This window comes from Streptomyces nojiriensis, from assembly GCF_017639205.1.
In the GTDB taxonomy this organism is placed as follows: domain Bacteria; phylum Actinomycetota; class Actinomycetes; order Streptomycetales; family Streptomycetaceae; genus Streptomyces; species Streptomyces nojiriensis.
On the sequence record NZ_CP071139.1, the window covers coordinates 1,749,168 to 1,774,092 of the forward strand.

General features: G+C 72.5%; 18 protein-coding genes. 4 read left to right on the forward strand and 14 right to left on the reverse strand.

The annotated features are described in order from the left end of the window. Positions 1 to 34: 34 nt before the first annotated feature. The 13 genes from JYK04_RS08275 to JYK04_RS08335 all read right to left on the reverse strand — a co-directional run bounded on the left by JYK04_RS08275 (position 35) and on the right by JYK04_RS08335 (position 15,721). Positions 35 to 1,156: a tetratricopeptide repeat protein gene (locus JYK04_RS08275; protein WP_189734443.1), complete on the reverse strand. Its 1,122-nt coding sequence runs from the start codon at positions 1,154 to 1,156 to the stop codon at positions 35 to 37. Beyond that, the gene (locus JYK04_RS08280; protein WP_189734445.1) at positions 1,156 to 4,080 is read right to left on the reverse strand and encodes a hypothetical protein; all 2,925 of its coding nucleotides are present in this window, start codon (positions 4,078 to 4,080) and stop codon (positions 1,156 to 1,158) included. The genes JYK04_RS08275 and JYK04_RS08280 overlap by 1 nt, the downstream gene beginning before the upstream one ends. 221 nt (positions 4,081 to 4,301) lie before the next feature. Continuing rightward, positions 4,302 to 5,852, reverse strand: a complete 1,551-nt coding sequence (locus JYK04_RS08285; protein WP_189734447.1) for a hypothetical protein — start codon at positions 5,850 to 5,852, stop codon at positions 4,302 to 4,304. Continuing rightward, a complete protein-coding gene (locus tag JYK04_RS08290; RefSeq protein ID WP_189734449.1) occupies positions 5,849 to 6,514 on the reverse strand; it encodes a phage baseplate assembly protein V in 666 nt (221 codons plus the stop codon). Before JYK04_RS08290 ends, JYK04_RS08285 begins: the two co-directional genes overlap by 4 nt. Then, entirely contained in the window at positions 6,514 to 7,599 is a 1,086-nt protein-coding gene (locus tag JYK04_RS08295; RefSeq protein ID WP_189734451.1) for a phage late control D family protein, read from the reverse strand. The genes JYK04_RS08290 and JYK04_RS08295 overlap by 1 nt, the downstream gene beginning before the upstream one ends. Further along, entirely contained in the window at positions 7,592 to 7,771 is a 180-nt protein-coding gene (locus JYK04_RS08300) for a hypothetical protein (protein WP_189734453.1), read from the reverse strand. Before JYK04_RS08300 ends, JYK04_RS08295 begins: the two co-directional genes overlap by 8 nt. Continuing rightward, complete coding sequence (locus JYK04_RS08305) at positions 7,768 to 9,273, reverse strand: CIS tube protein (protein WP_189734455.1); 1,506 nt, start codon at positions 9,271 to 9,273, stop codon at positions 7,768 to 7,770. Before JYK04_RS08305 ends, JYK04_RS08300 begins: the two co-directional genes overlap by 4 nt. Further along, the gene (locus tag JYK04_RS08310; protein WP_189734457.1) at positions 9,270 to 9,860 is read right to left on the reverse strand and encodes a phage tail protein; all 591 of its coding nucleotides are present in this window, start codon (positions 9,858 to 9,860) and stop codon (positions 9,270 to 9,272) included. The genes JYK04_RS08305 and JYK04_RS08310 overlap by 4 nt, the downstream gene beginning before the upstream one ends. A 3-nt stretch (positions 9,861 to 9,863) precedes the next feature. Continuing rightward, complete coding sequence (locus JYK04_RS08315; protein WP_189734459.1) at positions 9,864 to 11,861, reverse strand: phage tail sheath family protein; 1,998 nt, start codon at positions 11,859 to 11,861, stop codon at positions 9,864 to 9,866. Continuing rightward, complete coding sequence (locus JYK04_RS08320) at positions 11,858 to 12,313, reverse strand: phage tail protein (protein ID WP_030010531.1); 456 nt, start codon at positions 12,311 to 12,313, stop codon at positions 11,858 to 11,860. The genes JYK04_RS08315 and JYK04_RS08320 overlap by 4 nt, the downstream gene beginning before the upstream one ends. Before the next feature lie 44 nt (positions 12,314 to 12,357). Beyond that, entirely contained in the window at positions 12,358 to 14,244 is a 1,887-nt protein-coding gene (locus tag JYK04_RS41090) for a phage tail sheath family protein (protein WP_189734461.1), read from the reverse strand. A gap of 23 nt (positions 14,245 to 14,267) precedes the next feature. Continuing rightward, on the reverse strand, positions 14,268 to 15,131 hold the full coding sequence (locus JYK04_RS08330; RefSeq protein ID WP_189734463.1) for a hypothetical protein: 864 nt from the start codon (positions 15,129 to 15,131) through the stop codon (positions 14,268 to 14,270). Beyond that, positions 15,128 to 15,721, reverse strand: a complete 594-nt coding sequence (locus JYK04_RS08335; protein ID WP_189734465.1) for a Pvc16 family protein — start codon at positions 15,719 to 15,721, stop codon at positions 15,128 to 15,130. The genes JYK04_RS08330 and JYK04_RS08335 overlap by 4 nt, the downstream gene beginning before the upstream one ends. 147 nt (positions 15,722 to 15,868) lie before the next feature. Here JYK04_RS08335 and JYK04_RS08340 point away from each other — a divergent pair, with 147 nt between their 5' ends. The 3 genes from JYK04_RS08340 to JYK04_RS08350 all read left to right on the forward strand — a co-directional run bounded on the left by JYK04_RS08340 (position 15,869) and on the right by JYK04_RS08350 (position 21,274). After that, on the forward strand, positions 15,869 to 16,792 hold the full coding sequence (locus tag JYK04_RS08340; RefSeq protein ID WP_189734467.1) for a hypothetical protein: 924 nt from the start codon (positions 15,869 to 15,871) through the stop codon (positions 16,790 to 16,792). A gap of 230 nt (positions 16,793 to 17,022) precedes the next feature. Then, complete coding sequence (locus JYK04_RS08345) at positions 17,023 to 19,884, forward strand: peroxidase family protein (RefSeq protein WP_189734469.1); 2,862 nt, start codon at positions 17,023 to 17,025, stop codon at positions 19,882 to 19,884. A 13-nt stretch (positions 19,885 to 19,897) separates the two neighbouring features. Further along, the gene (locus JYK04_RS08350; RefSeq protein ID WP_189734471.1) at positions 19,898 to 21,274 is read left to right on the forward strand and encodes a hypothetical protein; all 1,377 of its coding nucleotides are present in this window, start codon (positions 19,898 to 19,900) and stop codon (positions 21,272 to 21,274) included. A gap of 52 nt (positions 21,275 to 21,326) precedes the next feature. Here the strand turns inward: JYK04_RS08350 and JYK04_RS08355 are convergent, their stop codons facing one another. Further along, complete coding sequence (locus JYK04_RS08355) at positions 21,327 to 24,260, reverse strand: AfsR/SARP family transcriptional regulator (RefSeq protein WP_189734473.1); 2,934 nt, start codon at positions 24,258 to 24,260, stop codon at positions 21,327 to 21,329. An 80-nt stretch (positions 24,261 to 24,340) separates the two neighbouring features. On the opposite strand from JYK04_RS08355, the gene JYK04_RS08360 reads away from it, so the two are divergent. Beyond that, complete coding sequence (locus JYK04_RS08360; RefSeq protein WP_189734475.1) at positions 24,341 to 24,886, forward strand: carboxymuconolactone decarboxylase family protein; 546 nt, start codon at positions 24,341 to 24,343, stop codon at positions 24,884 to 24,886. Positions 24,887 to 24,925: the final 39 nt, after the last annotated feature.

The window sequence follows — 24,925 nt, forward strand, 5'->3', positions numbered from 1 at the left end:
CAACGTTTCCGGTGCCCCGTGCTCGCGCGGGAGCTCACGGCCGGATCAGGGTCACACGCTCGGAGCCGACCGAGCCCGTGCATGCGTCAAGGCCCCGTGCGCGCAGGCTCGTCGCGTTGCGATACACGACGCCGAGCCGGTAGCGGCCGGGCAGATGCAGGCTTTCGTAGGTCAGCAGGGGGTAGTCGGCGGAGATCGAACCGGCCGGCTCCAGCACCACGAAGGACTGCGGAGGCGGGTCGCTCGCCCGTACGAAGAACCGGCTCCTGTTGTGGTAGCCGGGCGGACCGTCCACGCTCAGCCAGAGCTCCCCGAATCCGGGCGGTGCGTCGGGGGTGTTCAGCAGCATCCGGCCGTTGACCAGCACGGGCTCCGAGCCGGTGTTGGTCACCGTGATCCGCAGCACCGTGTCCTGGTCCGGCAGCACGCTGCTCGTGGCCGCAGTCACGACGAGGGGGCACGCCATACGGGTGCCGGGCTCGGGCGGAGGGCTCGGCGGCCGTGCTTGCGGCGAGTCCTCGGACGGTGCGCCGGACGTGGTGCGCCGCGGGCCCGGCTCCGGCCGGCCTTCGCCTTGGCCCTGGCCTTGGCCTTGGCCCTGGTCCCGGTTCCGGTTCTGGTTCCGGTTCCGGTCGGGAAGCATGGCCGCCAGATAGGAGAGCTCCCGGATCGCGGCCTCCCGTCCCGCTTCGAGGTCCCGCGTCGACTCCCCCGTACTGCCGGTGGCCCGCGAGGAGGCGTACGCGGCCACCCCGGGCATCCGGCGGGAGCGTGCGGCGCGGGCAAGGGCGCCCCATCCCTCGGCGGGCAGCCGGACCTCTTGCAACAGGTCGGCGTCCAGCGGCTCCGAAGGTTCGGCGAGCGGAGCGCGCGGATTGCGGAGCTGCGCGACGAATTCGTCCAGCATCGACCTCCCCAGCTCGGACAGCCGGTTCCGCCCGGCCTCGACGACATCCAGTTCCGCTTCGGCCTCGCCGCCGCGGCCCACGGCCCACAGGGCCCGGGCCAGCTGGAACCGGACCACGAGTTCCCGGGGCGCCTGCCGGGCCGCGCTGCGGTAGAGGTCCACCGCCCGCGCCGAGCGGCCCTCCACGAACCAGAGCGTGTTCGCCCGTTCGAAGGTCTCCCGCCATCCTCTTCTGATGCCGAATTTCATCACTTGGGCACGTACCTCGCGAACAGGGCTTCCACCGTCTCCTGCAATCCGGCGTTCATGACGTCCTTGGCCGAGTCGAATGCGATTCCCAGCCGCCTCTCCAGTCCCACGTCGGGGAGGAGCAGCCCGTCCTTGCCACCCCGCAGGCTGTCGGCCACGGCACGGATCTCGGCGGCGATCTGCCGCGGGGACAGGCGCGGTGGCAGGGAACCCGGCAGGTCCTCCTCGATCCGCCGCGCCGCGGCCCTCAGCTGTGCCCGCGCCTGGTCGACATGCACGATACGAGTGCGGTAGCTGTTCTCCCCGCGGCCGCCGCCCGGCGCGTCGCTCATCAGTGCCCGGTGCACGGCTTCCACCACGACCAGTTGACGGTTCACATCGGCCTGCTTGGTGGTGAACACGGGCACGGCCGCGGACATGGCCTCCATGTCCCCGATGGCCACGAAGTAGTTGTAGATCCGCTTGGCCGCCTTCAGGTAATCGCCCTCGCCGCGCAGCCTCTTGCCGTCCGACAGCATGGCCGACGCGTACCCCGCGAGGTTGGCGGCGGGCACGCTGTGCGGGTCCTGGAAGAAGACCACCTGGATTTCGGAGTAGCTGAGGGTGGCGAAGAAGTCGGCGCCCGTGCCGGCGTTCACTGCGTGGATGTTGAGCAGTTTCGTCATGTCGACGAGGCGGCGCGTCCCGTCCCGGTCCGTGATCCAGGCCCGCCAGAAGGAGTTGACGTTGCCTCCGCCGGACTGCCCGAGCGAGCGTGCGAGCCTCCCGTGCAGGGTCCGGTCCGTCGCGGCCGCCCGGATCTCGCGCTCGCTCCACACGGCCTGGGCCGCCTTGCGGCCTCCGCCGGCGAAGACGACGAGGCGGAGGAACTCACGGTCGCGGGCGTGGGCGTTCGCCACGACGAAGCGGATCACGGCGTCGGCGGCGGAATCCTCCGCCGCGCGCTGGGAGGGCGCCGAGACGCTGATCTCCTCGACGAAATCGAGGTCGCCCGGGAACGGCTGGGCGCGGCCTTGGATACCCGTACCACCCAGTCCGATACGAGGATCCACCCCGGGTCCCGCAGGGGTGGCGATGCCCTCCTGGAGGGGGAACGACGACGGCGGGATCCCGGAGAGGTTCCACATCGGCATGATGGCGCCGAACACCCAGGCCACATCGCCCTTCGGCCCGGTCACGGGGTACTTGTAGAGCCCGCGGGCGCGGTCCACGATCTGCACGTTGGGGTTCTCCGTGAGGACCACCTCCACCAGCGCCCCGTCGCGCAGCGCCCTGATCGCCTCCACTTCACGGTCGATGCGCGCCATCTCGCGCTGTTCGTCCGGGGTCGGGACCCGCCGTCCCACGTCCGGCCGCTGACGGATCAGCTCGCCGAGCCGCCTGCTCAAGGCCTGTACCCGGTTGCGTGCCTCCGCGACCGTGGCCGCGATGTTGACCGGGAGGACACCCGCCTTCGCGGAATTCACCAGCGCCGTGGCGGCCTCGTACCGCTGCCGGTAGGCGGCCTGGCCCTTCTTGCCGAGCGATTCGTACTCGCTGGTGAGCCGGTTTCCCAGGGAGGTCATCTGGTCCTTGCTCGCCAGCACGCCGGTGCCGCGGGCGTGCTCGATCTCCCAGAGGTACGCCTCGACTTCCAGGCGGGCGCGCAGGTCCGGGTCCGCGTACTCCCGGCGGGCGATCGGTGTGTGGACCTGGAGCACGTGGACGTACTCGTGCATGACGGTGCTGTAGAGCCAGGGCACCGATACGAACGCCGGGTCGAAGACGGACACGGTGGCGCTCCCCGCGGGCACGAGCAGGGCGCTGCCCGGCTGGACCACCGGTGCGGGGAAGGCCGTCAACGCGTCGGAGCCGGCTTTCGTACCGCGGACGTAGCGGATGGCGGCGAGGGCGGGGTCGACCGTGCCGGCCGCGTGCAGTTCCTTGAGCAGGACGCCGAGCGCGTCGGCGTAGCGGCCGATCCTGCTGTGACGGGCGGCCAGGAAGACCGTCCCCTCGGCCAGACCGGGCACCGTCTCAGACCTGTCGCCGCGCAGGATGCGCACGGCCACGGGCCAGAGGGCGTCGCCGAGTACGGCGCGTACGGCGGCCAGGGTCGCCGGGTCGGCGAGGAGCGCCTTCCTCTCCTCCGGCGCGGCGTCCGCCAGTGCGGCGAGAACGAGCGCGGGATCGGTGCCCCGGCCGCCCAGGAGCTCCCTGAGCCGGTCGGCCACCGGCTTCGGCCCCGGCGGGGTGACCACGATGCCGCCGCCCGGTGCCGGAGAGCGCATGCCGGCGATGAGGTCTTCGACCGGGATGCGCTCGGCAAAGGGCTCCTCCCGCAAGGACGGGGGGCTTCCTTTGTTGGTGTCCAGCGAGAGTTTGACACCCATGCGGACCGCTTGGCCCGCCTGCCAGTGGGAGAGGTGCCACGACCGCCGCCACACCTCGGCCCCCAGCAGTCTGGCGTACGCCGCCGCGTCCAGATCGGCGACGAGCGCGGCGGCCGCCTCGATCTGCGGGGTCGCGCTGAGGCCCCACTCACCGTGGTCGTAGGTGACCGTGACCGGCAGCACGGCAGCGGCCGTGAACGGCGCCCGGACGACGCCCTTCAGCTCGCCGCCGAACGAGAGGGCCTCGATCAGGCCCGCGATGTGCGTGCTCGACACCAGTGATCCGGTGAGCCGGAATTCCGGGCCCGCCGCAGCCGGAACGTACAACTGTGCCGTTCCGGAGTGCCGCGAGGTGGCGGGGTCCAGGCTGACCCGGGCGTCCCGCAGGACGATCGGTCCGATCCGGGCGAAAAGGGATGCCTTGACCGTGATCCGCGCGGTGAGTCCGATCGTCGCGAAGAACAGCGGCGGCGGGAGCTCGATGACCTCCAGCCAGGTGTGGGACAGCAGGGGACCGTCCACCAGGGGCAGCACCCCCTCGCGCGGTTCCATGAGAACCGCCGTGGGGAACGAGATCTCCGTGGCGGTGGGACTCGGCACGGGCGGCGTGGGCGCGGCGCCGACCGGCGGCAGCACCCGCGAGAGCTCGTTCGCGAGTGGGCCGGTCCCGGCCGCCGGGGCGGGGGGCCTGGACGGCGCGGGTCCTGGAGCCCGTACCGGCGGGGCCGGCGCGGGGGCCGGTTCGCGGGCGGCCGGGGTGGGGCCCGCCATGGTCAGCCGCCCCCGCACAGCGGATCGGTCACGGGCGGTTCCGGCTGGGGCGTGGACATCGGGACCGAGGGCGGTGGAACGAGGGCGTTCAGCAGGTCCGCACTGTGTTCGTCCTTGATGGCACCGGATGCCTTGAGCTGGGCCGCCGCCCCCTTGGAGCCCAGCAGCTCGTCGAGCTCGACCAGCTCCGCGGCGCCCATGGTGGACAGCTTTCCGCCGCCGTCGAAGAAGGTCTTCAACGCGGCGAGCGCGGAAAGCGAAGGCGGCAGGCAGAAGCGCAGGGCGAGCAGCCACCACAGCTGGAAGAGGAACACCACGATCGGCAGGAACATGCTGAACAGGAAGAACGCCACGATCATGAAGATCTCGAGGGCGAACGTGCAGGTGCGCGGGAGCGTACCGCCCACCGAACCGCCACTCGGGGTGCCACCGCCGGGGTCGAAGGACATCTGCGAGCCGGGCGGGCTGGTGATGGCGACACCGCCCGGCCCGGGGGACGTGCCGGCCCGGGCGGCGACCGCCCGCAGATCGGGCAGGGTCAGCGAGATCCTGCGGTTCTTGGTGCCCTCCGGGTCGAAGAAGGGAGCCAGCCGGAAGGGCTCGGTCGGTTCGCTCCACGAAGTCTGCCGGGGGCAGTGCTCGTGGCCCGGTCGAGGGGCGCGGCGGACGAAGCAGAGCGCTTCGTAGATGTGGTGCTCGTCCAGCTTCGGGACTCCGAAGTCGTCGTGCTCGCCCGACGAGGTGGGTACCACCCCGAACCACAGCGACCGCTCGGGCGGCGCTCCCTCCGGGCAGCCGCCGGATCGGGACGGCAGACGCCACATCGGCAGCTCCTGCTCCTGGTCCTCGGGGCGGTCCTTCGGCGGGCGTGTGCCGAGCGCGCGCCACTGTCCGCCGGCCGCTCCGGCCATCCATGCCTGGGTCTCCGTCTCCAGGCCCACCTGGTCGAGCAGTTCGCGGTGGGCCGTCTCGAAGCGCAGCCGGTGCGCGATGTCGGCCCACAGGACGTCCTCGACCTCCGACCCGTGGACGCGCCGGTCCCGGCCACCGTCGCGCTGGGCGGCGAGCAGGTCCGAGGTCAGCTGGTGGGCGAGCTTGCGCAGGACGCCCGGTTGCGCGGTCATCTCCACCCGGCGGCGGCGCATCACGAAGCCCACCTCCAGCCCGTCGGCGGACTGCGGCCGCGGCAGGCCGGGCCGGTCGCAGAACAGCTCGACGACGAGCCCGTAGAAGCGCTCGTGGCTGGGCTGGTAGAGCTTGCGCAGCCGGGTGCGGACCAGCTGGTGGGTGGCGAAGCGGGCACGGCCCGAGCCGCGGTCCGCGAGGGGCACGGGCACCGCGTACGACCAGACGTCCTCGGTGCCGTCGAACCGCAGCGACTGACGCGGATCCGACACCAGCCCGCGAACGAACTCGGCGGAGTCGTACTTCTGGAGCGCCGGTGTCCGCGCCCGGGGGTCGAACCGGTCGAACCCCCCGCGCTCGCAGACGTACCAGGGGGCGAGCACCTTGAAGCCGTGCCCGGGGACCGGGGCGTCGCCCGCGGGGCTCACCAGATGTTCCCGGCGCCGGGGGTGTAGGCGGGCGAGATCACCATTTGCTCCGTGACCAGGGTTCCGCACTTCACCAGGCCGCTGAAGGTGGACAGCGGTGCGTTCACGGTCACCATGGGTGCCTTCACGTCGACGGACACGTTCGCCTGGATCTCGATCGAGGTCGGCGTCAACCGGACGACACAACCACCGCCGTGATGCACCGTCACCTGCTGGGTGGCGTTGTCCAGGGTCACCTCGTGGCCGGATGCCGTGGTGATCCGGACCTTCTCCGCGCCCGGGGTATCGTCGAACTGGAGCCGGCTGTCGGCCCGTGACCGCAGCTGCCGCAGGTTGTTGGCGCGCTCGGGCTGGTGGGGCAGTGCGGCCCGGCCGTTCCAGGCCGCGCCGAGGATGTACGGGCGGCGCGGGTTGCCCGCCTCGAAGGCCACCACGACCTGGCTGTCCACTTCGGGCAGGACGAGCAGGCCTTGGGCGTCGTCGGCGTACGGGGAACACAGCGTCGCCCAGGCGCGTACGTCGCGGTCGCCCTCCGTGCCCAGCCACGGGAAGCGCACCTCGACCCGGCCGAGCCGCTCGTCGTCGACGATGTCGGTGACGATCGCCGGATAGACCCCGAAGTAGCCGGGGGCGGAGCCGTCGACCGGAGTCGGCAGGGACATCACACCGCCTCGTTCAGACAGGAGCGTTCGGCGTCGAACCGGGTACGGAAGCCGCGCTCCGGGTCGAACGAGTGCCTGATCCGGGTCACGTGGTAGCCCTCCCCCTCGAAGGGTGCGCCGACCGAGCGCAGGGTCAGCCGGCTGCCGACGACGAGATCGGGGCTGCCGTTGGTGGTGCCCGCCACGGTGACGAACCGGCGCCCGCGGCGCAGCATTTCGGCGCGCGCCCACGCCTGCGCCTCCTCCGCGGTGAGCGCGGCCTCCCGGACCCGCAGGCTGGTGCCGGGCCCGAGCGCCCGGGCCAGGAGTCTCGCGCCGACCCGGCCGCCCGCCGTCTCGGCCTCGACGACCTCGGGGCCGGCCCGCTCGTCGATGCCCTCGCGCCGGTCGGCGTCGTAGCCGGTGACCGCCACCTCACTGCGCTGGTGGGCGAGGTCGGCGGCGAACCGTACGGACAGCAGCCGCTCTCCGTACACGAGGGTCTGCGCGTCCGCGCCGCGGCTGCCGCGGGCGCGGAAGTGCAGGGTGCGGCCGGTGGCCCACAGCTCGGCCTGGACCAGCCGGGCCCGTTCGCGCAGAAAGGCGAGGTCGCTCTGGTTGAGCTGCTGGACGACGTCGTAGCGGGGGCCGGGTGCGTCCGCGTCCGCGCCGAGCCCGTGCTCGCGGGCCACCTCCTCGGCGATCCCTGCGTCGGTGACCTTGGTGTACGTACGCTGCCTGCGGGTCATCCGCAGCCGCATGAGCGCGTCCTCCGCGTGCACGAGGACGAGCGGTGGTTCTCCGTCGCCGAGGACGAGCTCCAGTGCGGAGACGACGCCCTCGAAGACGTAGCGCTGCGCGGACGGCGGGCCGAGTGCGGCCTTGAGGGTGCTGCCCAGGGCGACGGTGGTCCCGTCGAGGTGCAGCAGCCGGTCCTGCGGGCCCTTCGCCCCGGAGCCGACGGCGAGGAGGTGGGCGCGCAGTGTCCGCAGTCCCTCGACGCCCTCCGCGATCTCAAGGCGTACGCAGTCGCGGGCGAGGTCCTTGACGAGCATCCCGTCGACCTCGAAGGCCGGCGAGACGGTCGCGGTCGCCGGCTCAGTCATCGAAGCCCTCCGCCGCCACGCGGGCGGCGAGCCACGCGGCGTGCTCGCACGCCTCCTGGTGGCGCTCGGCGGCGGCGTGGACGCCGCCCGTCCCGCCCGGGCCGCCGCCCGGCGGGCTCGCGCTGCCCGCGGGTACGACCTCGGTGTGCAGCTCTCCGATGTACACGCTCATGTCGGGCCTCCTCGCGGTGTCCGTCCCAGAGTGTTCAGGCCTGCGTCACGGCGGCGTTGCTCGCAGTCGGCGGCGTACCGGCCGGGAGGGTCCGGGGGCAGTCGTTCCCAGGGCGCGGCGCCGGGGTCGGGGGCCGGGGTCTCCTCGTGCCGGGCCCGGTCGGCGAGGCTGCGTCCGCCGCCGGCCTCGGCTTCGCCGAGTGTCGCGGCATCGGCGCGGGCCCGCAGGGGTACGCCCTGGCCGTAGCCGACGGAGCGGCGGTCGGGGCGGCGGAGCGCACCGGGTGGTGCGGCAGGACGTGCGGCCGCCGTCCGGCCAGGGCCGGGCACGGCCGGATAGGGCCCCCGGCCGGGAGCCGCGGTGGCGGAGTAGGGCCCCGGAGCCGCCGAGGCCGGCATCTCGAACGACTGCCGCGCCCGTGCGGTGGCGAGCTCCACCGCGGCGCCCAGAACCGCGTCCGCCGAGGCCGCGATCCCCCCTCCGGCGGAGAGCGCGAAACCCGCGAGGGCCGCGTCCGCCCCGGCGCCGTATCCGGAATCCGCCCCCTCCCCCGCCCCGGTGACGGACGCGGCCGCAGCCGCGACCGCTCCGCCGCCCGCCGTGACGGCCGGGCCCCGCCCGGGCCGCCCCGACCGGGGATTCACCGGACCGCCGCCCATCCCCAGGGCGGCGGACAGTCCGCCCACCGAGGTCGCCGCGATGCCGCCCGCGAACCCGGCCGACAGCCGGATCCCGGCCGCGGCCGAGAACCCGGCGGACACTTCCGCGCCGAGCTGTACGGAGGCCCCCGCGGCCAGGGTCAGCGGGCTGTCGAGCCCGCTCATCGCACCGCGCCACGCCGCCGGGTCGAGGCCCAGCCGGGACAGCAACTGCTGGGCGGACTCGCCCTCCTGGGCCTGGACGACCTGCTGCGGCCGCGCCGTTCCCGAGGTGCCCGGCGCCGCCCCCGTCCTCGGGGCGCCCGGTTCGGTGGCGGACTTGGTGTCCCGGGTGCCGGGGCCCTCGTCATGGGCCTCGTAGGCGAAGTTCTGCTCGACGATGGTCACCCCGACCTTGGCCCGTAGCGGGGTGCCGTCCGGGGCGAAGTAGTCCAGTTCCTCGTTGACCTGGGTGACGATGCCGTTGTAGCGAAGCGTCCCCCAGACGAACCGGACGACCGGCGGCGGATCCGCGGCCTTCCCCTTGGGCGGTTCGACGAACTGCCGTACCAGCGCGGTCCAGAGCCGGACGTCGACGTACTGACCGCCGCTGCGCTGCTCCGCGGTGTCGAATTCCAGGTCGAAGGTGAGGGTCGAGCCCTCTTGGGCGGGATGCTGGCGCTTCTGGGTGCGGGTGGTCGTGCCGCCGCGGTCGGTGTTGTTGTTCCGGCTGATGCGCAGCGAGACGGGGTTGAACTGCACGGATACGGCAGGGCCGTCGTCGAGCACCCGGGCGGGCTTGTCCTTGCCCTCGGACGGTCCTCGCCTGAGACGTTGCAGGGTGGCGTGGGCCAGGGCGGTCATGGCGTCCGCTCCAGACGCAGACCCTCGTGTGCGATGTGCAGTTCCTCCACGGCGATCTCCCCGGTCTTGGCGTTGAGGGTGGGTCCGGTGATCTTCAGGGGCAGGCCGCGACTGAACTTCCAGTGGGCGACGACCCGCCGGCCGACCGGGTCGAGGACCTCCACATCGCCGTCGTACCGGGGTGCCGGGGTCCCGCCGCTGACCATGCCGTGCAGCCAGTCCCACAGGCTCGTGTCGGTGCCGGCGCCCGCGGTGGCGATGAGCATGCCGCGTTTGAGCACCAGGGGCTGGAGTTTGACCCGTCCGACCCTGCGCACCACCTCGCCGTTGGCCCCGCCCTCCGGGTATTCGCGGAGATCGGCCTCCAGCCCCAGTCCGGAGCACTCCTGGAAGCCGCCGTCGCCGATCCGTTCGGGGCCGCTGCTCCCGGCCGCGCTTCCCCGGCCGGCGGCGCTCGCCTCCCGGCGGGCGCCGCCCTCCTGTCCGCTGGTCAGCGGGAGAACGGGCGGGGGCTCGGCCGTACGGCTCGGAAAGCCGCTGCGTCCGATCCGGACCCGGAAGTTGAAGGCCTGTACGAGCTCGGTCATGGATCACACCACCGTGACGGCGCCGTCGGCGTCCTGCGCGATCCGCAGGACGAGGTACTCCAGGGGTCGCGCGGGTGCCACGCCGACCTCGGCGACGAGTCGGCCCAGGCCCAGCGACCGGCCGGGGTTGAGGCGTTCGTCGCAGGTCACGAAGAAGGCCTCGTCCTCGCTCTCGCCGGCGAGCGCGCCGGCGCGGTACAGGCCGCGCAGCAACTCCACGATGGAGCCGCTCAGTTCGGAGCGCAGCCGCGCCGAGTGGGGCTCGAAGGCCAGTGGCTGGGCCTGCCGGTCCAGGACCAGCCTCAGCATGGTCATCAGCCGGCGGACGCCGAGCTGGCGGTAGTCGGGGTCGTGGGAGAGGGTACGGGCCGACGCGAGCCGGAATCCGTCCCGTTCGCCGCGGAAGACGTCGATGTCGAGCAGGTGGAGCTCGTCGTGGTCGGCTTCGCCGATGCGTTCCGCGGAGGTCACGGCTTCGGCGGCGAGGGCATTGGCGGGGCCCCAGTGCAGACCGAGCCGCCGCTCCCGTTCGGCGATGATTCCCGCCGCGAATGCCGAGGGCGGGACGGACACGGCGCGGCGCTGCGGTGCGTCGGGCGCGACCACGCCGAGCCATGGGTGGTAGGCGGCGGTGTACGAGCTGTCGAACCCGGCCCGCCAGCGGGCGACCGCCCGCACGGGCAGCCCCGGCGGTACGTCGAGCAGGGCCACGAAGCGCCGCTGCCGCTCGGCGAGCGCCGCGAGCCGCTGCTGGCGCCGGACGATCTCGGGCAGTTGGGTGCCGCTGTCCAGGAGCAGGGCCTGCTGCCGCGGCACGGTGACGGTCATGGGTTCCGGCCGGGGCGGGCACGGTACGAAGACGGGGCTGCCGGGCCGCGACGGTGTCTCGGTGGTGGTCTCCGGGGCCTCGCTGTGGAACCACAGCAGATCGGGTACGGAGAGCAGCGCGACTTCGGGCACGAGCGCCAGCCGGTCCATGCCGACCTCCTCCCGGCCCGGATCCTCGGTGCTCTCGCCGCCGCCGATGGGCAGCAGTTCGACCGGGGTCGTCCCGTGGAAGCTGTCGGCGTCGATCCCCGCGTAGCGGTCCTCGCCCCCGCGGCCCCGTACGACGGCCGACTCGACGGAGGCGAGGAAGGCGTCGGGCGGCAGCAGGGCCTCGGGCCACTCGCCGTCCGGGGTGGTGAACAGGGATTCGGCGGCCAGTACGTCGGCGGCGAACCGCGGGTGGGCGCGGTTCAGCCCCAGCCCCGCGAACCGCTCCTGCCGGGGGTACGCCGGATCCGTGTCGGTGATGGTGACGGTCGCGGTGACGAGTTCGGCGTCCACGTCCACGGACCGGGTTCCCGGTCCGGGCTGCCGGTCGAGCACGGCGATGCGGCGCCGCAGGCCCGGTGTGTCCTGGCGCACGGCCTGTTCGAGGAGGGAGAAGAAGCCGCCGGCGGGCCCCAGCCCAGGTGCCTGGAGGCGCAGCAGTGACCCGTCCGGTGGGGTCAGTCCCTCGGGCAGGGTCAGCTCCCGCCCGTGGGCCGTGGCGGTGAAGTGCCCCGCTCCGGTGAAGTCCCAGCGCACCGAGAGCCGCCCGCCCCAGCTCCCTTCGTCGCGTGCGCGCAGGTGGACGTCGTACGGACGGCCGCTCCCGGAGGCGGCGGCCGGAACGTCCGCCCGGGCCAGCCGGATCCGGTGCAGCGCGCAGGCCGCCAGGGCGGCGGCGTGCGGGGCGCGCGGGAGCGGTGCCACGCGCAGCACGTGGGCGCGGGCGCCGCCCTGCGCGAAGAACGCCCGTACCGCGTAGGGCAGCAGCCCGGGCCCCTCGAAACCGCCGAACCTCAGCACGTAGTCGGACCAGCGGTCGACGGCGACCGGCGTGTCGACGGGTCCGCGCGGCGCCACGCCGGCGAACCCGGCGATGTCGAGTCGTAGCGGCTGGAAGGCGGGCGGCGGGCGGCGCCCGACCCGGTACACGCCCGGCGCTCCCAGACGCAGTCCGGCGGGGGTCACAGCGACAGGAAGTCGATGCGCTCGGCGACGAGGTGGAGTTCCTCCATCGCGACCTCCCCGCCGCCCTTGCCGGTGAGGGTGGGACCGACCCACTTCTTGGGCTGGGCGGCGCGCAGCACCCAGGAGCAGACCGGCTGGCGGCCCTCGTCGTGCAAGGTCACGGTGACCGTGCGCGGGTCGAACTCGCCTTCCCGGGTGGCCTTGATCCAGGCGAACAGGCGCAGATCCCCGATGATGCCCCGCTTGAGGGTGACGTCGTTCGTCGAGTTGGTGTTGGCGATCTTCCGCACGTGGTTCTCCGGGTCGTTGCCGTTGCGGTACTCGGAGAACTTCACCTCGTTGCCGGCTCCGCTGAAGTCCGAGAAACCGCCCGCGATCTGGTCCTCGCCCCCGGTGTCGCCGAGCTTGACGAGGAAGTTGAAGGCCCCGTAGGGGTTGTTGCGCGTTGCCATGGTCCGTCTCCTGATCTCCTGGGCGGGTGCGCTGCGGGTCCGCGTCAGCTGCGCTGCGCGTCGGCCGTGAACTGTCCGATGCGGAACACGACGAACTCCGCGGGGTAGGTGGGCGCCACGCCGATGAGGCAGATCAGCCGGCCGTTGTCGAGGTCGTTCTGGGTCATGGTGGTGCGGTCGCACCGGACGAAGAACGCCTCCTCGGGCTTGGTGCCCGTGAGGGCTCCGGTGCGCCAGGTGGCGATCAGGAAGTCCTCGACGGTCTGGCGGACCGAGGCCCACAGCCGCTCGTTGTTCGGCTCGAACACCGCCCACTGGGTCGACTTGTCGATGGAGTGCTCGAGGTAGATGAACAGCCGCCGGACGTTGACGTACTTCCACTCGGGGTCCGAGCTCATCGTCCGGGCGCCCCACACGCGCCGGGCCCGGCCCTCGAAGAAGCGCAGGGCGTTGATCCCCTCGGGGTTGAGCACGGACTGCCGGTCGTAGGTGACGTTGGTGGTGAAGTCGTTGATGCCGAGGACGACTTCGTTGGCAGGGGCCTTGTGCACTCCCCGCTCGATGTCGCTGCGGGCGTAGATTCCGGCGACGTAGCCGGAGGGCGGCACGTCGAGGAGTGGTGCCGGAGCACCCGGGTCCGGGCGCAGGCCGGGATTGGTGATCCTCACCCAGGGGTAGTAGAGCGCGGCGTACTTGGTGTCGAACTGGGCCCGGAACTTGCGCACTTCGGAGATGGAGCAGTCCTTGGGCGGGTCGACGATCGCCATCCGGTAGCGCAGCCGCTCGCAGTGCTCGATGAGATCGTCCACGGCGGTCTTCTGCTGGTCGGCCGGCAGGGTCACGGTGTCCGGGACGGCGACGATGGCGATGTCGTCGATCTCCGCGAGCGCGCCGAGCCCGCGGGCGGGATCGATGAGGCTGTCCGGGTTGGCGAGCCGGCCGCGCAGGTCCGCCGCGACGAGCGTGCCCCCGTCGCCTCCCCCGGTGAGGAACGCGGCGGCGCCGGCGCCCCCGTTGAGCAGGGCGGCCAGCACGGCCCCCGCCGCCGGCGCGGGCTGCCCCGCAGCGGGGGTTACGGCCTGCAACCAGACCAGCGAGAACTCGTCGGCGGGGTCCACCGCGGCCAGTACCCGGCCGACGGCGCGCGGGTGCGCCTCGTCGAGTTCGAGCTCGTTGTAGACGTCCACGCGCTCGCCGAACCGTACGGTGACGGCGAGGGTGAGGTGGAAGGCGGCCGTCCCGGCGGCCACGGCGTCGAACGTACCGTCCGGCTTCCGGTAGCCCAGCACCCCGTCGGCGCGCGGGATGACGACCCGGACGTTCCCCGGCTGCGGTGCCGTGTCGTCGGGGATGCCCGGCACCACCCCGCCCGTGAGCGGGACGACCTCCACGGCCGCACCCGGCTGCACTCCGGTGAGGCGCGGCTGGGCGCCGGCTCCGCCGCCCTGGACGATGATGTTCTTGCCGCGGCGGAAGGTCACCGCGACGCTGATCTTCGATCCTGCCGATCCCGGCCAGCGGGCGCGCCAGCGCAGCAGCGCGCTGCCGGTGGGGGGAAGGGCGAGCGAGGCGAAGTTCTTCGGGGTGTCGATGACCGGGGTGGCGCCGGTGGTGTTGGCGAAGGTGAAGACCCGCGAGACGTAAAGCCGCCGCCCGCCATTGGCGAAGAACGCCCTTGCTGCCAGGGCCAGTTGACAATCGTCATTGCCGATCCTGAGCCCACCGAAGGCCCGTTCGTACTCCGTGAAGCTCGTGACCAGGGTCGCGCCGGGCAGCACCGTGGGGTCGCCCGGGGCGGGCAGGCTGTACGGAACGGGTCCGTACTCGGTCCGTCCGGCCATGCCGAAGGTGCTGGTCGGCACGCCTTCGACGGACCGCGAGCGGAAACTCGTCTCCTCGACGTAGACGCCGGGTGTCAGGTACTCGGGCATGTACGGATCTCCTCGGTCGCGGGTCAGGCGGTGGTGTGGGGCAGGTCGTCGGCGTGAACCACCTGACCGACGGCGAGTGTGCGGACGGTGTACGCGGAGGCGGTGTGGTAGCCGGCCGGCACGTCGGTGCCGCGCAGGAGCCCGTTGTCGAGGTCCTGCGGCCGGGGCGGGGAGGCACTGCGGGTGACCGCCTCGGCCACCAGGTCCGCCAACGGGTCCAGCGGATCGGGTGGCGGGGCGGTCGCCGGATCCGGGGCGTGGGTGCGCAGTGCGACGGGGAACCGGGACTCCACCGGGTACGGGAGGCGGTCGATCAGGAGCAGCACCTGCCCGTGTTCGTCACCGTGGGCCCAGCCGATCGGGACGCCGCCCCGGCCGTACGCGTCCACGCGTGGCCAGCGCACCGGTTCGCCCGCGCGGATGACCCGCAGACGCATGCCCGTCAGGCCCTGCGGCACGGGATAGGACGGGCCGGGCAGCAGCCACGGGAGCAGCAGTCGGGCGTCGGCCCGGACATGGGCGGCGGTCGGCGGCCGGGCATCGGCGCCGGCGAGTTCGGCGCGGGTCCACAGCGGCAGGGAGAAGCGCCGCGGGACCCAGCGGCGGGCGGGGTCGTCGACGCGCACGGTCACGGTCTTGCCGAGGGCGCCGGCCGTGCCGTACCGCAGGACGAATCCGGTGGCGCCGTGGCTCTCCAGCGGCCGGATCGGATCGTCGGGGCGCGGCCGGCGGCCGGGGGCGCGCCCGGTCTCCCGGCCGACGCGCAGACCCGGGCCGGCCGGGGCACGGGTTCTGGCGTCGAGCGGGCGGACGGCCAGGGCGAGCCGGTGCAGTACGTCCACCACGCCTGCCTCGACGGTGATCCGGTGGTCGGAGCCGTCCGTCATCGGGCCTTCTCCGACACCCCGGTGGCGACGACGGTGACCTCGCCGGATGCCCGTCCGGGCCGTCCGTCGATCCGGATGACCCGGGCGAGGTAGGGCATGCAGAGCCGGTAGTCGGTGGTCATCGCCTGGAACGCCTCGCTCATCGAGTCCATCGCCAGGTCGTCGGGGATGATCTGCACCGAATCCCCCGCTTCCCAGTCCCCGCTGGCGTGGAGGAGGGGGCCGGTGAGCGGGCCCGCGCTCTCCAGTGCGCGGGTGGCGAGGCCGAGCCATTCCAGTTCCGATTCGACGAACCTGTCCCATGCGGCGATGAGCAGATGCATCCTCAGCGGTAGCCGGGACATCCCGTCCTGGGCCGCGACGGCCGCCCAGGAGGGCCGGGTCTCGCGGTCGATGCTCAGCCGGTAGCAGTACACGGTGACCGCGGGCCGGCGGATGACGGCTCCGGCGGTGTCCACCTTGTCGAAATCCACCGGCCCGGCGAGGACTGCCTCCGGGCGCGGGCCCACGGGGATCTCCTCGATGAACTGCCGGTTGAGCAGGTCGACGACGCTGCGCCCCACGGCGGCGAGTGCCCGGTATCCAGCCATGGGCCGATGCTGGGGCCCCTGCCGTCACGCCTGCGTTGCGGGGTAGGGGCCGGTGTACGGACAGCGCGGCGATGGCCGCGCGACGGGCCGGTGACACCGTCCGGACCAGACTCGGTGGGCCTGCCCCCTCGACCAGGAGAGCCCATCATGAGCAGCACCCCCCAGACCCGATCGGACAGCACCGACAAGGGCGGCGACTGCAACCCCGGCGCCATCGACGATCTCACCTGTAGCGCCAGGGGCATCCACCGCCAGGCCGAGGTCACCGAGGAGCACCTCCCCCAGCTGAAGGACTTCAAGGAGAAGTTCGACAGCGCGCGGGTGGAGTACACCAAGGCCCGGGACGCCGCCGAGAAGGATCTCGTCGCCGCGCGCACGACCCTCCACACGGTCCGCGAGCAGATCCGCTGCCGGGTCCACAAGGACCAGAAGCAGTGCCTGGCGCGCGCCGTCGACGAGGTGTTCGACGACATCAGGGACTGTGCCGGTGACTGGGGCTGCTGCGTCGACGCATGCGCGTGCGAGTTCGACGACGGGGTCGGGGAGCACGACACCGTCGCCACCCTCTCCGCCCGTATCGCGCGCTACACCACGGAGGTCGGGAAGGCCGCGGACTGCTTCACCCGGCTGCACCAGGAGCTGGAGGATCTGCCCGAGCGCGCCACGAAGATCAAGACGGAAGCGGCGCAGCTGCTGGCGGACGCCTCCGATCCCGAGGCGGGCAAGGACGTCGTACGCCTCTACGCCCGCCTGCTGGTCCTGGAGCGCCGTATCGAGGAGGTCTGGCGCGGCTTCACGACCGTCGAGGCCTATGTCGGATGCCTGTGCAAGGCGCTGCTGTGCGTGCTGCGGGGCCGGCAGGCCATCGCCGCACTGGAAGGCGCCAAGGCCGTGCTCGTGTGCAAGGAGGAGGCGAAGAAGGCAGCCTGCGAGCGCAAGCAGACCCAGACGCTGGAGGAGGTCATGGCGGTCTACGACCGGCTCTGCCCACCCTGCCCGCCGAGGGGCGCCGCCGAGGCGGAGGAGGACGACGCCGTCGAGGTCGAGGCCGTCAGCGGAGCACTCACCTGAGGCGGACCCGGATTCCGACGCCGGTCACGGCGATCGCGGCCGTACCGGCGCCGGAGCACGTGGTGCCCTCGTGCCGACTGCGCCGGCGGCCCCGGCGTACAGGGCGTCGGTGGCGACCGCTCCCCCCTACCCGAGGCAGTCGCCCGTCTGCCCCGCTCCGCACGACAGCGGCTCCGGGCTGGGGCAGCGTCGTGAGGAGTGCACGGAATTTCCTCCGGGAAGAGGCTCGCATGGACGAGGTCGAACCGTACGAACGCTACTCCGGCGGCAGCCCGGAGGCCGAGCGGCTGGTCTTCGAGCGGCTGGCGCGTGAGCTCCTGCGGGTGCAGCTCAAGGTGAGGAGGCGCAGCGGCGCCGCCGCTGTCGACCGGACCTTCCACGCCAAGGCGGCCCTCGGTGTGGAGAACGCCCGGCTGAGGTTCCGCGAGGACCTTCCGGAGGCCCTGCGGGCGGGTTTCGCCAGGCCCGGAGCCGAGTACCCGGTCACGGTCCGGCTGTCCAACGCGAGCGGAGCCCGCCGGCCCGACTTCGCGCCCGATCTGCGCGGGGCGGCGCTGCGCGTCGAGGTGGGCCCCGGTGAGTCCCACGATCTGCTGATGACGAGCTTCCCGGTCTCCCACGCCCGCGACGCGCGTGAGTTCGTCGCCTTCGCCAAGGCCATGGCAGGTGCCGACTCGCGGCTGCGCAAGGGGTACGCCCTGTTCCTCAAGCTGCCCCTCGCGGTCGGCTGGCCCACGGCCGCCCGGATGCGGCGCAACGTCGTCGCGGGAACCCGGCGCACGGTGCGCAGCCTGGCTCTGGAGACGTACTGGAGCCGCGGCGCGATCCTGTGGGGCGACCGCGGACCGGTGCGCTACCAGCTGCGGCCCGCCGCGGATGCCCCGCCGGCCCCGGAGGCGTCGCGCACGGATCCCGACTACCTGCGGCGCGAGCTCTCCCAGCGGCTGCGCCAGGCGGACGTCGTCTTCGAGCTGTGCGTGCAGCGCTACGTGGACGCCCGGCGCACGCCCGTCGAGGACGGCGCGGCCGAGTGGCACGAGGGTGTCGCGCCCGTCCTGCCGGTGGCGACGCTGACCATTGCGCGCCAGGACATCCACACCGCCGAGGCCCGCGCCTGTGCGGCGCGGGTCGACCTGCTGGCGTTCAACCCGTGGCACACCTCGAAGGGCTTCCGCCCCCTGGGCAACCTCAACCGTGCCCGCAAGGTCGCCTACGAGGCGAGCAGCGCCCACCGCCTGGGCCGGCGCTTCGTGACGGTCGAGCCGCGCCGCAACGCCCTGCTCGGGGCACCGCTGCGGGCCGGCTTCCGCACGGTCAACCGCTTCGTCCCGTGGCACCGGCTGCCCACCCCGCTGGGCCTGCTCAACCTCATGGCCTTCCGGCAGACGCTGCGGCGGCACAACCTCATCGACACCGAAGCCCACGAGGCTCCGCCCGAAGCCGGTCCGGTGGAGGCCCCGCCCGATGAGGAGCTGCTGGTCAGGCGCAGCTACGACGGCTCGTACAACGATCTGTCGGCGCCGCGGATGGGCGCTGTCGGGGCGACGTTCGGCCGCACCATGCCGCCCGTCTACCGCCCGGACCTCTTCGACTCGCCCAATCCGGTCACCGTGAGCCGGGAGCTCCTGCGGCGTGAGGCGTTCATCCCCGCGACCTCGCTGAACATCATCGCCGCCGCGTGGATCCAGTTCCAGGTGCACGACTGGGTCAAGCACAAGAGGTTTCCCGTCGCCACCCGGAGCGTCGAGGTGCCGCTGCCCCCCGGCGGCACCTGGCAGAACACCCCGGGAGGCCCGCACGAGGCGGTGATGCGCTTCGGCGAGGACGAGGCGGTTCCCGCGCCCGGCGGCGGCCGGCCGCCGATCGTGTTCGCAAGCGACGTGTCGCACTGGTGGGACGGCTCGGAGGTCTACGGCGGTGACCGGTCCACTGCGAAGTCGCTGCGCGAGCCCGACGGCGGCGCCGGCCTCCGGCTGGAGGAGGGGCACCTGCCGGGCGGCTCGAACGGCGTCCCCCTCACCGGGTTCACCGACAACTGGTGGCTCGGCCTCAGCGCCATGCACACCCTGTTCGCCCGTGAGCACAACGCGGTGTGCGAGGCCCTGCGGCACGAGTATCCGCGCATGGACGAGGACCGGGTCTACCACACGGCCAGGCTGGTCGTGTCCGCCCTGATCGCGAAGATCCACACGGTCGAGTGGACCCCCGCGATCCTCGCGACCGAGACGCTCGACATCGGCATGAAGACCAACTGGCAGGGACCGCCGAAGAACTGGCTCGACCAGCTCGGTGTCTGGCTGCTGGAGGCGAACGGGCGCCAGGGCATCCCGAAGACCCTGCCCGACCACCACGGTGCCCCGTACTCCCTCACGGAGGATTTCGTCACCGTCTACCGGATGCACCCGCTGATGCCCGACGACTACGAGCTCGTCGACCACCGGTTCGGCCGCAGGCTCGACACCCTGGACTTCGCCGCCCTCCAGGGCGCCGCGACGGAGCCGCTCATCCGCAAGACCGGGCTGGTGAACACCCTGTACTCACTGGGCATCGCCCACCCGGGCGCGATCACCCTGCACAACTTCCCGCGCGCCCTGCAGGCGTTCCGGCGGGACGGGGAGGTGATCGACCTCTCCGTGGTCGACCTGGTGCGCACCCGGCGCCGCGGCGTCCCCCGCTACAACGACTTCCGGGCCGGCCTGCACAAGCCGCGGATCCGGCGTTTCGAGGACCTGTCCTCCGATCCGGAGACGGTCGCACGGCTGCGTGACGTCTACCGTTCGGTGGACGACATCGACACGATGGTGGGGCTCTTCGCGGAGAATCCGCCCACGGGGTTCGGCTTCAGCGACACCGCCTTCCGCGTGTTCATCCTGATGGCCAGCCGACGGTTGCAGAGCGACCGTTTCCTCACGGTCGACTTCCGGCCGGAGGTCTACACGCCCCTGGGCATGGACTGGATCGAACGGGGCGGCATGACGAGCGTCATCCTGCGGCACTGCCCCGAGCTGGCGGGCATCCTGCCGCGCGGGGCCAGTGCCTTCGCGCCCTGGCGCCCGGTCCAGCCGGTCCGGAACGGCAACGGCCGCGGCTGAGCGGGAGGAGACCATGTCCGCATCCGAGAACGCGGGCCACCCCGGCCTGGCGGACCTGCTGTCCCGTCCCCTGTGGCAGACGCTCTTCGAACGGCGCACCCACCGGGTCAGCAGGGGCGCGTCCGTACCGGCCGGGTCGATGAGCTACGACTCCCCGCACCGGCCGGAGCCGCTGGGCGAGCTCGAGGAGGCGGTGCTCATCGCCCTCACCGGATCCTCGGGACTCACCATGCCCGACCGGCCCTTCGAGGACCCCCGGGACCACCAACCGATCATGGCCAAGCCCAACCTGAACATGACGGGCCGGACCGCGGGCAGCCCCGACAACGCGCAGGCCACCCACTTCTTCATGATCAACGACACGGGCACCTACTACCTGAGGAAGCTGCCACCCCCTCCGGCGGACCACGCCTTCGACCCCGACACGCTGATCGAACGCGCACGCCTCTCGAAGGTGCGCGTGCTGGACCACCGCCTGGACGTCGCCGGGGGGATGCGCGACTTCCCGGCGTACCTGGACTCCAACCGTTTCCTGTCCAACCTCCCGGGCACCACGCTCTTCCTGCCGGTGGTCGATCTCTCGCACCAGTACGTCAACGCGCTGATGTACCTGCTCACCCAGCCCGAGGGGGCCCGGCCCACACTCGTCGACGACCGCAACTTCTACCGCCCGGCCGGGGTGCGGAAGTGGGTGCGCAGCGGCTTCCTCAACCCCGACGTCAAGCTGCCGCTCGGCTCCCTGGGGCCGATGCGCACCCAGATCGAGGCCGACCTGCTGCTGCAGAACATGATGCTGGTCGCGGACGCCATGGGACTCGGCGCCTGGATCCACGCGTCGCTCAGCCCCCAGATCATGCTGGGCGACCCGAAGTTCTCGCGGGCCTACGGCCGCATGCTGGGCTTCGACTTCGCCACGCCCGCGTTCCGCCCCGCCGACATCCTGCGCTGGCAGGTGCCGCTGCCGAAGTACGCCGGGCTGCGCTCCCACCCGGTGGGGCTGCGGGCCGGCGGCGAACACCTCATCAAGAGCGCCTGCCCGCCCAACTACCCGTCGATGCACGAGGCCGTGGACGCCGTCGTCGGCTCCAAGTTCGGGGAGCGGGGCATCTATACCGACAAGGACCTCTTCGCCCGTATCTACAAGGACGACTACGCGCAGCGGTACCTCACCGAGGCCGGCGCGTACGACCGCCAGGTGATCGAATGCGCGCGGGACGTGTGCGTGTACATCCACGAGACCCACGGGCGGTTCCCGGCACACACCGACGCCATCCACGTGCCCGGCATCTGGCTGCAGGCCCACCACGTCGAATCCGAGTACTACGAGCGCTTCTTCCGGAACGGCCTGACCGACGCCCACCGTCGGCACGCCGCGCGCTGGGACGGATGAGCCTTGTGGAGCGGTTTCCGGTCACCGGCCGACCGGATTCCCGATCGGCGCGTCACGACGGCCGGCCGGCGGTGGATGCCACCGGCGGTTCGGGTTCGTCCGCGGTCGGCGGCAGGCCGGTGAGGAAGGTGCGGATCTCGTCCGCCTCGGGGACGGCGAGGGCGGTGTAGAGGTCAAGGGCCGCCCGGGCGTGTTCGTGGGCGAGGTCGATGCGGCCGAGGTCGCGGTGGACGTGCGCCAGACCGTCGTGGGCGCGGGCCTGCTCGGGGCGGTAGCTGAACTCGCGGGCGAGGGCGAGCGCGGTGTCGTGTTCGGCTGCGGCCCGGGCGAGGTCGCCCATGGACCGGGCCGCTTCCGCCAGGGCGTTGAGCGATTCGGCCTCGTCTCCGGGGAAGTCGAACCTGCGGCTCAGTTCCAGGGCCTGGTGGTGCCGGCGCCGGGCCTCGTCGTAGCGGCCCTGGCGTTGGCACAGCAGCCCGATGTTGTTCAGCACGATGGTCTCGCCGATGCGGGATCCCGTCTCGCGGTACACGTGCAGGGCTTGCCGGTGGTGCTCGTGGGCGTCCTCGTACCGTCCTCGGCGTTCGTGGACGGTACCGAGGTCGGTCAGGCATCTGGCTTCGCCACCGCGGTCGCCGAGCTCGCGGAAGAGCACCAGCGACTGCGCGCAATGGTCGTGGGCCCGGTCGTATTCCCGCCGCCGTGTGGCGACGGCGGCGAGGGCCTGCAGTGCGCCGGCCGCGGCGCCCTGGTCGCCGATCTCGCGCGCGAGGTCCAGGGCGTTCCGGTAGTGCTCGGCCGCTTGCTCGTAGGCGCCGTGCCACCAGAAGTGCACCTGGCCGAGATCGATGAGCGTGCGTGCTTCGGCGGCCTTGTCGCCGCTCCGGCGGGCGGCTCGCAGTGCCAGGCCGCCGAGGACCAGCGCGTCGGCCTGGTGGGCGTGGCCCAGCAGGTAGCGGTGCAGGGTGGCGGCCAGTTGGCCGGTGTGGGAGAGCCAGTCGTGCTCGGCCGCGTACTGGCCGGACGCGATGAGGTTCGCGCGTTCGCCGTCCAGCCAGGTGATCGCCTCGGCCTCGTCCTGTGGGAGCGGGGCCGGGGTGTCCGGCGCGGGGATGCGGGGCCTGCGGTTCCTGCCCTCCGGGTAGAGGTGGTCGATGGCCGTGCTCGCGGTGTGGAGGTAGTGGTGGAACAGTCGGCCCAGGGCTGCGCGCTGGGCGTCGGGGGCTTCCTGGGCGGCCGCGGTGGCCAGGGCGTGTTCGCGCAGCAGGTCGTGGAAGGTGTAGCGGCCGAGCTGGTGCTGGGACAGGACGTGGGCGTCCAGAAGGTCTTCCAGGAGCGTCTCGGCCCGCTCGAGCGGGAGGTCGGCCAGCGCGGCGGCCGCCTCGGGGCTGATGTCACGGCCCGGCTGGAGCCCCAGGAGCCGGAACATGCGCTGCTGATCCACGGTCAGCTGCTCGTACGACAGCGTGAACGCCGCTGCCACTCCCCGCTCCGCGGTGGCCAGTTCGGAGAGTCTGCGGCGCTGGTCGCGGAGCCGGTCGGCCAGGTAGGCGACGGTCCAGCGGGGGCGATGGTGCAGGCGGGCGGCAGCGATGCGGACGGCCAGCGGAAGGAATCCGCACAACTGCAGGACGTCGAGGACGGCCAGGGGTTCGGCGGCCGCCCGATCGCCGACGATCGCCGTGAACAACTCCACGGCGTCCGCGGCGGGCAGCACGTTCAGGGACAGGGCGTGCGCCCCGTCCAGGTCGGTCAGCCGCCGTCGGCTGGTGATCAGGATGAGTGCGCGGGAGGATCCGGGCAGCAACTGCCGTACCTGGTCGGCGCCGAGGGCGTTGTCCAGCACGGCCAGCACGCGGCGGCCGGAGAGTTCGGACCGCCAGAGCGCGGCGCGATCGGCCGACGAGGCGGGTATGTGTGCTGCGGGCACGCCGAGTTGCCCCAGGAGCACCTCGAGCGCGGCACCGGCGTCGAGCGGCGCCTGGCCGGCGGTGTGCGCCTGCAGGTCGATGAAGAGCTGTCCGTCAGGGAACCGGTCGGCGAGGCGGTGCCCCGCGTGGACCGCGAGCGCCGTCTTGCCGACCCCGGCCATCCCGTCGATCGCCGAAATCGTCACGACGCCACCGTCGTTGCCCGACCAGAGCCGGATCAGCCCGTCGAGCTCGCCTTCGCGTCCGGTGAAGTCCGGGACGTCGTACGGCAGGAAGTTGATCCCCTGCGGCCTCGCCGGCGCGGTGACCGGCGGCCGCAGATCGGGGGCGTCCCGCAGGATGTCCTGTTCGAGCTTGCCGAAGGCGTGGCCGGGGTCCAGTCCCTGTTCGTCGGCCAGGGTCGTCCGGAAGGTTCTGGCCACGTGCAACGCGTCGGTCTGGCGTCCGGCGCGGTGGAGGGCGAGCATCAGCTGGCAGCAGAGCCGTTCCCGCAAGGGGTTGGCGGCCGCGTGGACGGACAGTTCGTCGATGAGGGCGTCATGCCTCCCCCGGGCCAGTTCCAGCTCGGCCAGGCGCTCGACGGCGGTCAGGAGCTGCCCGTTCAGACGCGCTCTGGCGCTCTGGAGGTAGTGGGCCGTGATGTCGGCCAGCGGCTCTCCCCGCCACAGTGCCAGCGCGGCGCGTATCCGGTCCACGGTGTCCCCCGGATCGCCGGAGGGGGCCGGCGCCTCGGCGATCAGGCCGGTGAACGCGTCCAGATCGAGCTGTCCCGGCTCGGGGGTGATCACGTACCCGGCCGGCCGCGTGGCCAGCATCCGGTCGGCTCCCGAAGCGCGCAGCATCCGCCGGATCGCTGCGATCGTGGTCTGGATCTGCGCGCGGGCGGAATCCGGCGGCAGCGGCCCCCACATCGCGTCGATCAGGCGATCCGTGCTGATCGCGACCCCGGAGTGCAGCAACAGGTAGGCGAGGAGCGCACGATGACGGGGTGCCAGGCCGGGCGCATCCGAACCGGGAGCCACGACCTCCACCGGGCCGAGGACCGTGAACCGCATGCCGTCTCTCCCGGGGTCGCCAGCGCGTGCATCGAAGAAGCATCGCGAATGTATCAAGATCAACCGGCAGGGTTACCGGCATGCCAAGACTCCACACCGCCGAACCGGAGATCGCGACCGGTCAAGCCGCAGCTCTGTTCACCGCCACGCACCGGGCCCTGGGGGTCGTCCCCAACCTGGCCAGGGTGATGGCCAACAGCCCGTCCGTACTGAAGGGGTACCTGGGCGCCGTCACCGTCCTGAGCACGGAGGGAACCCTGTCGGCGGACGTGGGCGAGCGCATCGCGTTGCTGGTGGCGCAGGAGAACGGGTCCGACTACTGCCTGTCGGTGCACGCGTTCCGCGGGACCAGGACGGCCGGGCTGAGTGCGGCCGAGGCCACCCGCGCCCGCCGGGGCGAGGCCGACGACCCCTGGGCCGCCGCCGTCTTGGATCTGGCCGCCGCGATGGTCCGTGACCGCGGAGCCGTTGCCGACGAGCAGCTGGCCGCGGCCCGGCGCGCCGGCCTGTCCGACGGGCAGATCGTCGAGGTCGTCGCCCATGTCGCTCTGAACGTGTTCACCAACTACCTCGCCACGGCTGCCCGTATCGACGTCGACTGGCCGCTCCTGCGCCACACCGACTGAACGAGCAGGCCCCCGCGACCCCGAAGTACGCCCGAGAAA

What these genes read in the sequence shown, in the direction of transcription:
- JYK04_RS08295 (WP_189734451.1), bottom strand. Translation starts at nt 7,599, where the DNA reads ATGACTGAGCCGGCGACCGCGACCGTCTCGCCGGCCTTCGAGGTCGAC.
- JYK04_RS08335 (WP_189734465.1), bottom strand. Translation starts at nt 15,721, where the DNA reads ATGGCTGGATACCGGGCACTCGCCGCCGTGGGGCGCAGCGTCGTCGAC.
- JYK04_RS08305 (WP_189734455.1), bottom strand. Translation starts at nt 9,273, where the DNA reads ATGACCGCCCTGGCCCACGCCACCCTGCAACGTCTCAGGCGAGGACCG.
- JYK04_RS08280 (WP_189734445.1), bottom strand. Translation starts at nt 4,080, where the DNA reads ATGGAACCGCGCGAGGGGGTGCTGCCCCTGGTGGACGGTCCCCTGCTG.
- JYK04_RS08340 (WP_189734467.1), top strand. Translation starts at nt 15,869, where the DNA reads ATGAGCAGCACCCCCCAGACCCGATCGGACAGCACCGACAAGGGCGGC.
- JYK04_RS08290 (WP_189734449.1), bottom strand. Translation starts at nt 6,514, where the DNA reads ATGTCCCTGCCGACTCCGGTCGACGGCTCCGCCCCCGGCTACTTCGGG.
- JYK04_RS08355 (WP_189734473.1), bottom strand. Translation starts at nt 24,260, where the DNA reads ATGCGGTTCACGGTCCTCGGCCCGGTGGAGGTCGTGGCTCCCGGTTCG.
- JYK04_RS08330 (WP_189734463.1), bottom strand. Translation starts at nt 15,131, where the DNA reads ATGACGGACGGCTCCGACCACCGGATCACCGTCGAGGCAGGCGTGGTG.
- JYK04_RS41090 (WP_189734461.1), bottom strand. Translation starts at nt 14,244, where the DNA reads ATGCCCGAGTACCTGACACCCGGCGTCTACGTCGAGGAGACGAGTTTC.
- JYK04_RS08350 (WP_189734471.1), top strand. Translation starts at nt 19,898, where the DNA reads ATGTCCGCATCCGAGAACGCGGGCCACCCCGGCCTGGCGGACCTGCTG.
- JYK04_RS08345 (WP_189734469.1), top strand. Translation starts at nt 17,023, where the DNA reads ATGGACGAGGTCGAACCGTACGAACGCTACTCCGGCGGCAGCCCGGAG.
- JYK04_RS08300 (WP_189734453.1), bottom strand. Translation starts at nt 7,771, where the DNA reads ATGAGCGTGTACATCGGAGAGCTGCACACCGAGGTCGTACCCGCGGGC.
- JYK04_RS08320 (WP_030010531.1), bottom strand. Translation starts at nt 12,313, where the DNA reads ATGGCAACGCGCAACAACCCCTACGGGGCCTTCAACTTCCTCGTCAAG.
- JYK04_RS08310 (WP_189734457.1), bottom strand. Translation starts at nt 9,860, where the DNA reads ATGACCGAGCTCGTACAGGCCTTCAACTTCCGGGTCCGGATCGGACGC.
- JYK04_RS08275 (WP_189734443.1), bottom strand. Translation starts at nt 1,156, where the DNA reads ATGAAATTCGGCATCAGAAGAGGATGGCGGGAGACCTTCGAACGGGCG.
- JYK04_RS08360 (WP_189734475.1), top strand. Translation starts at nt 24,341, where the DNA reads ATGCCAAGACTCCACACCGCCGAACCGGAGATCGCGACCGGTCAAGCC.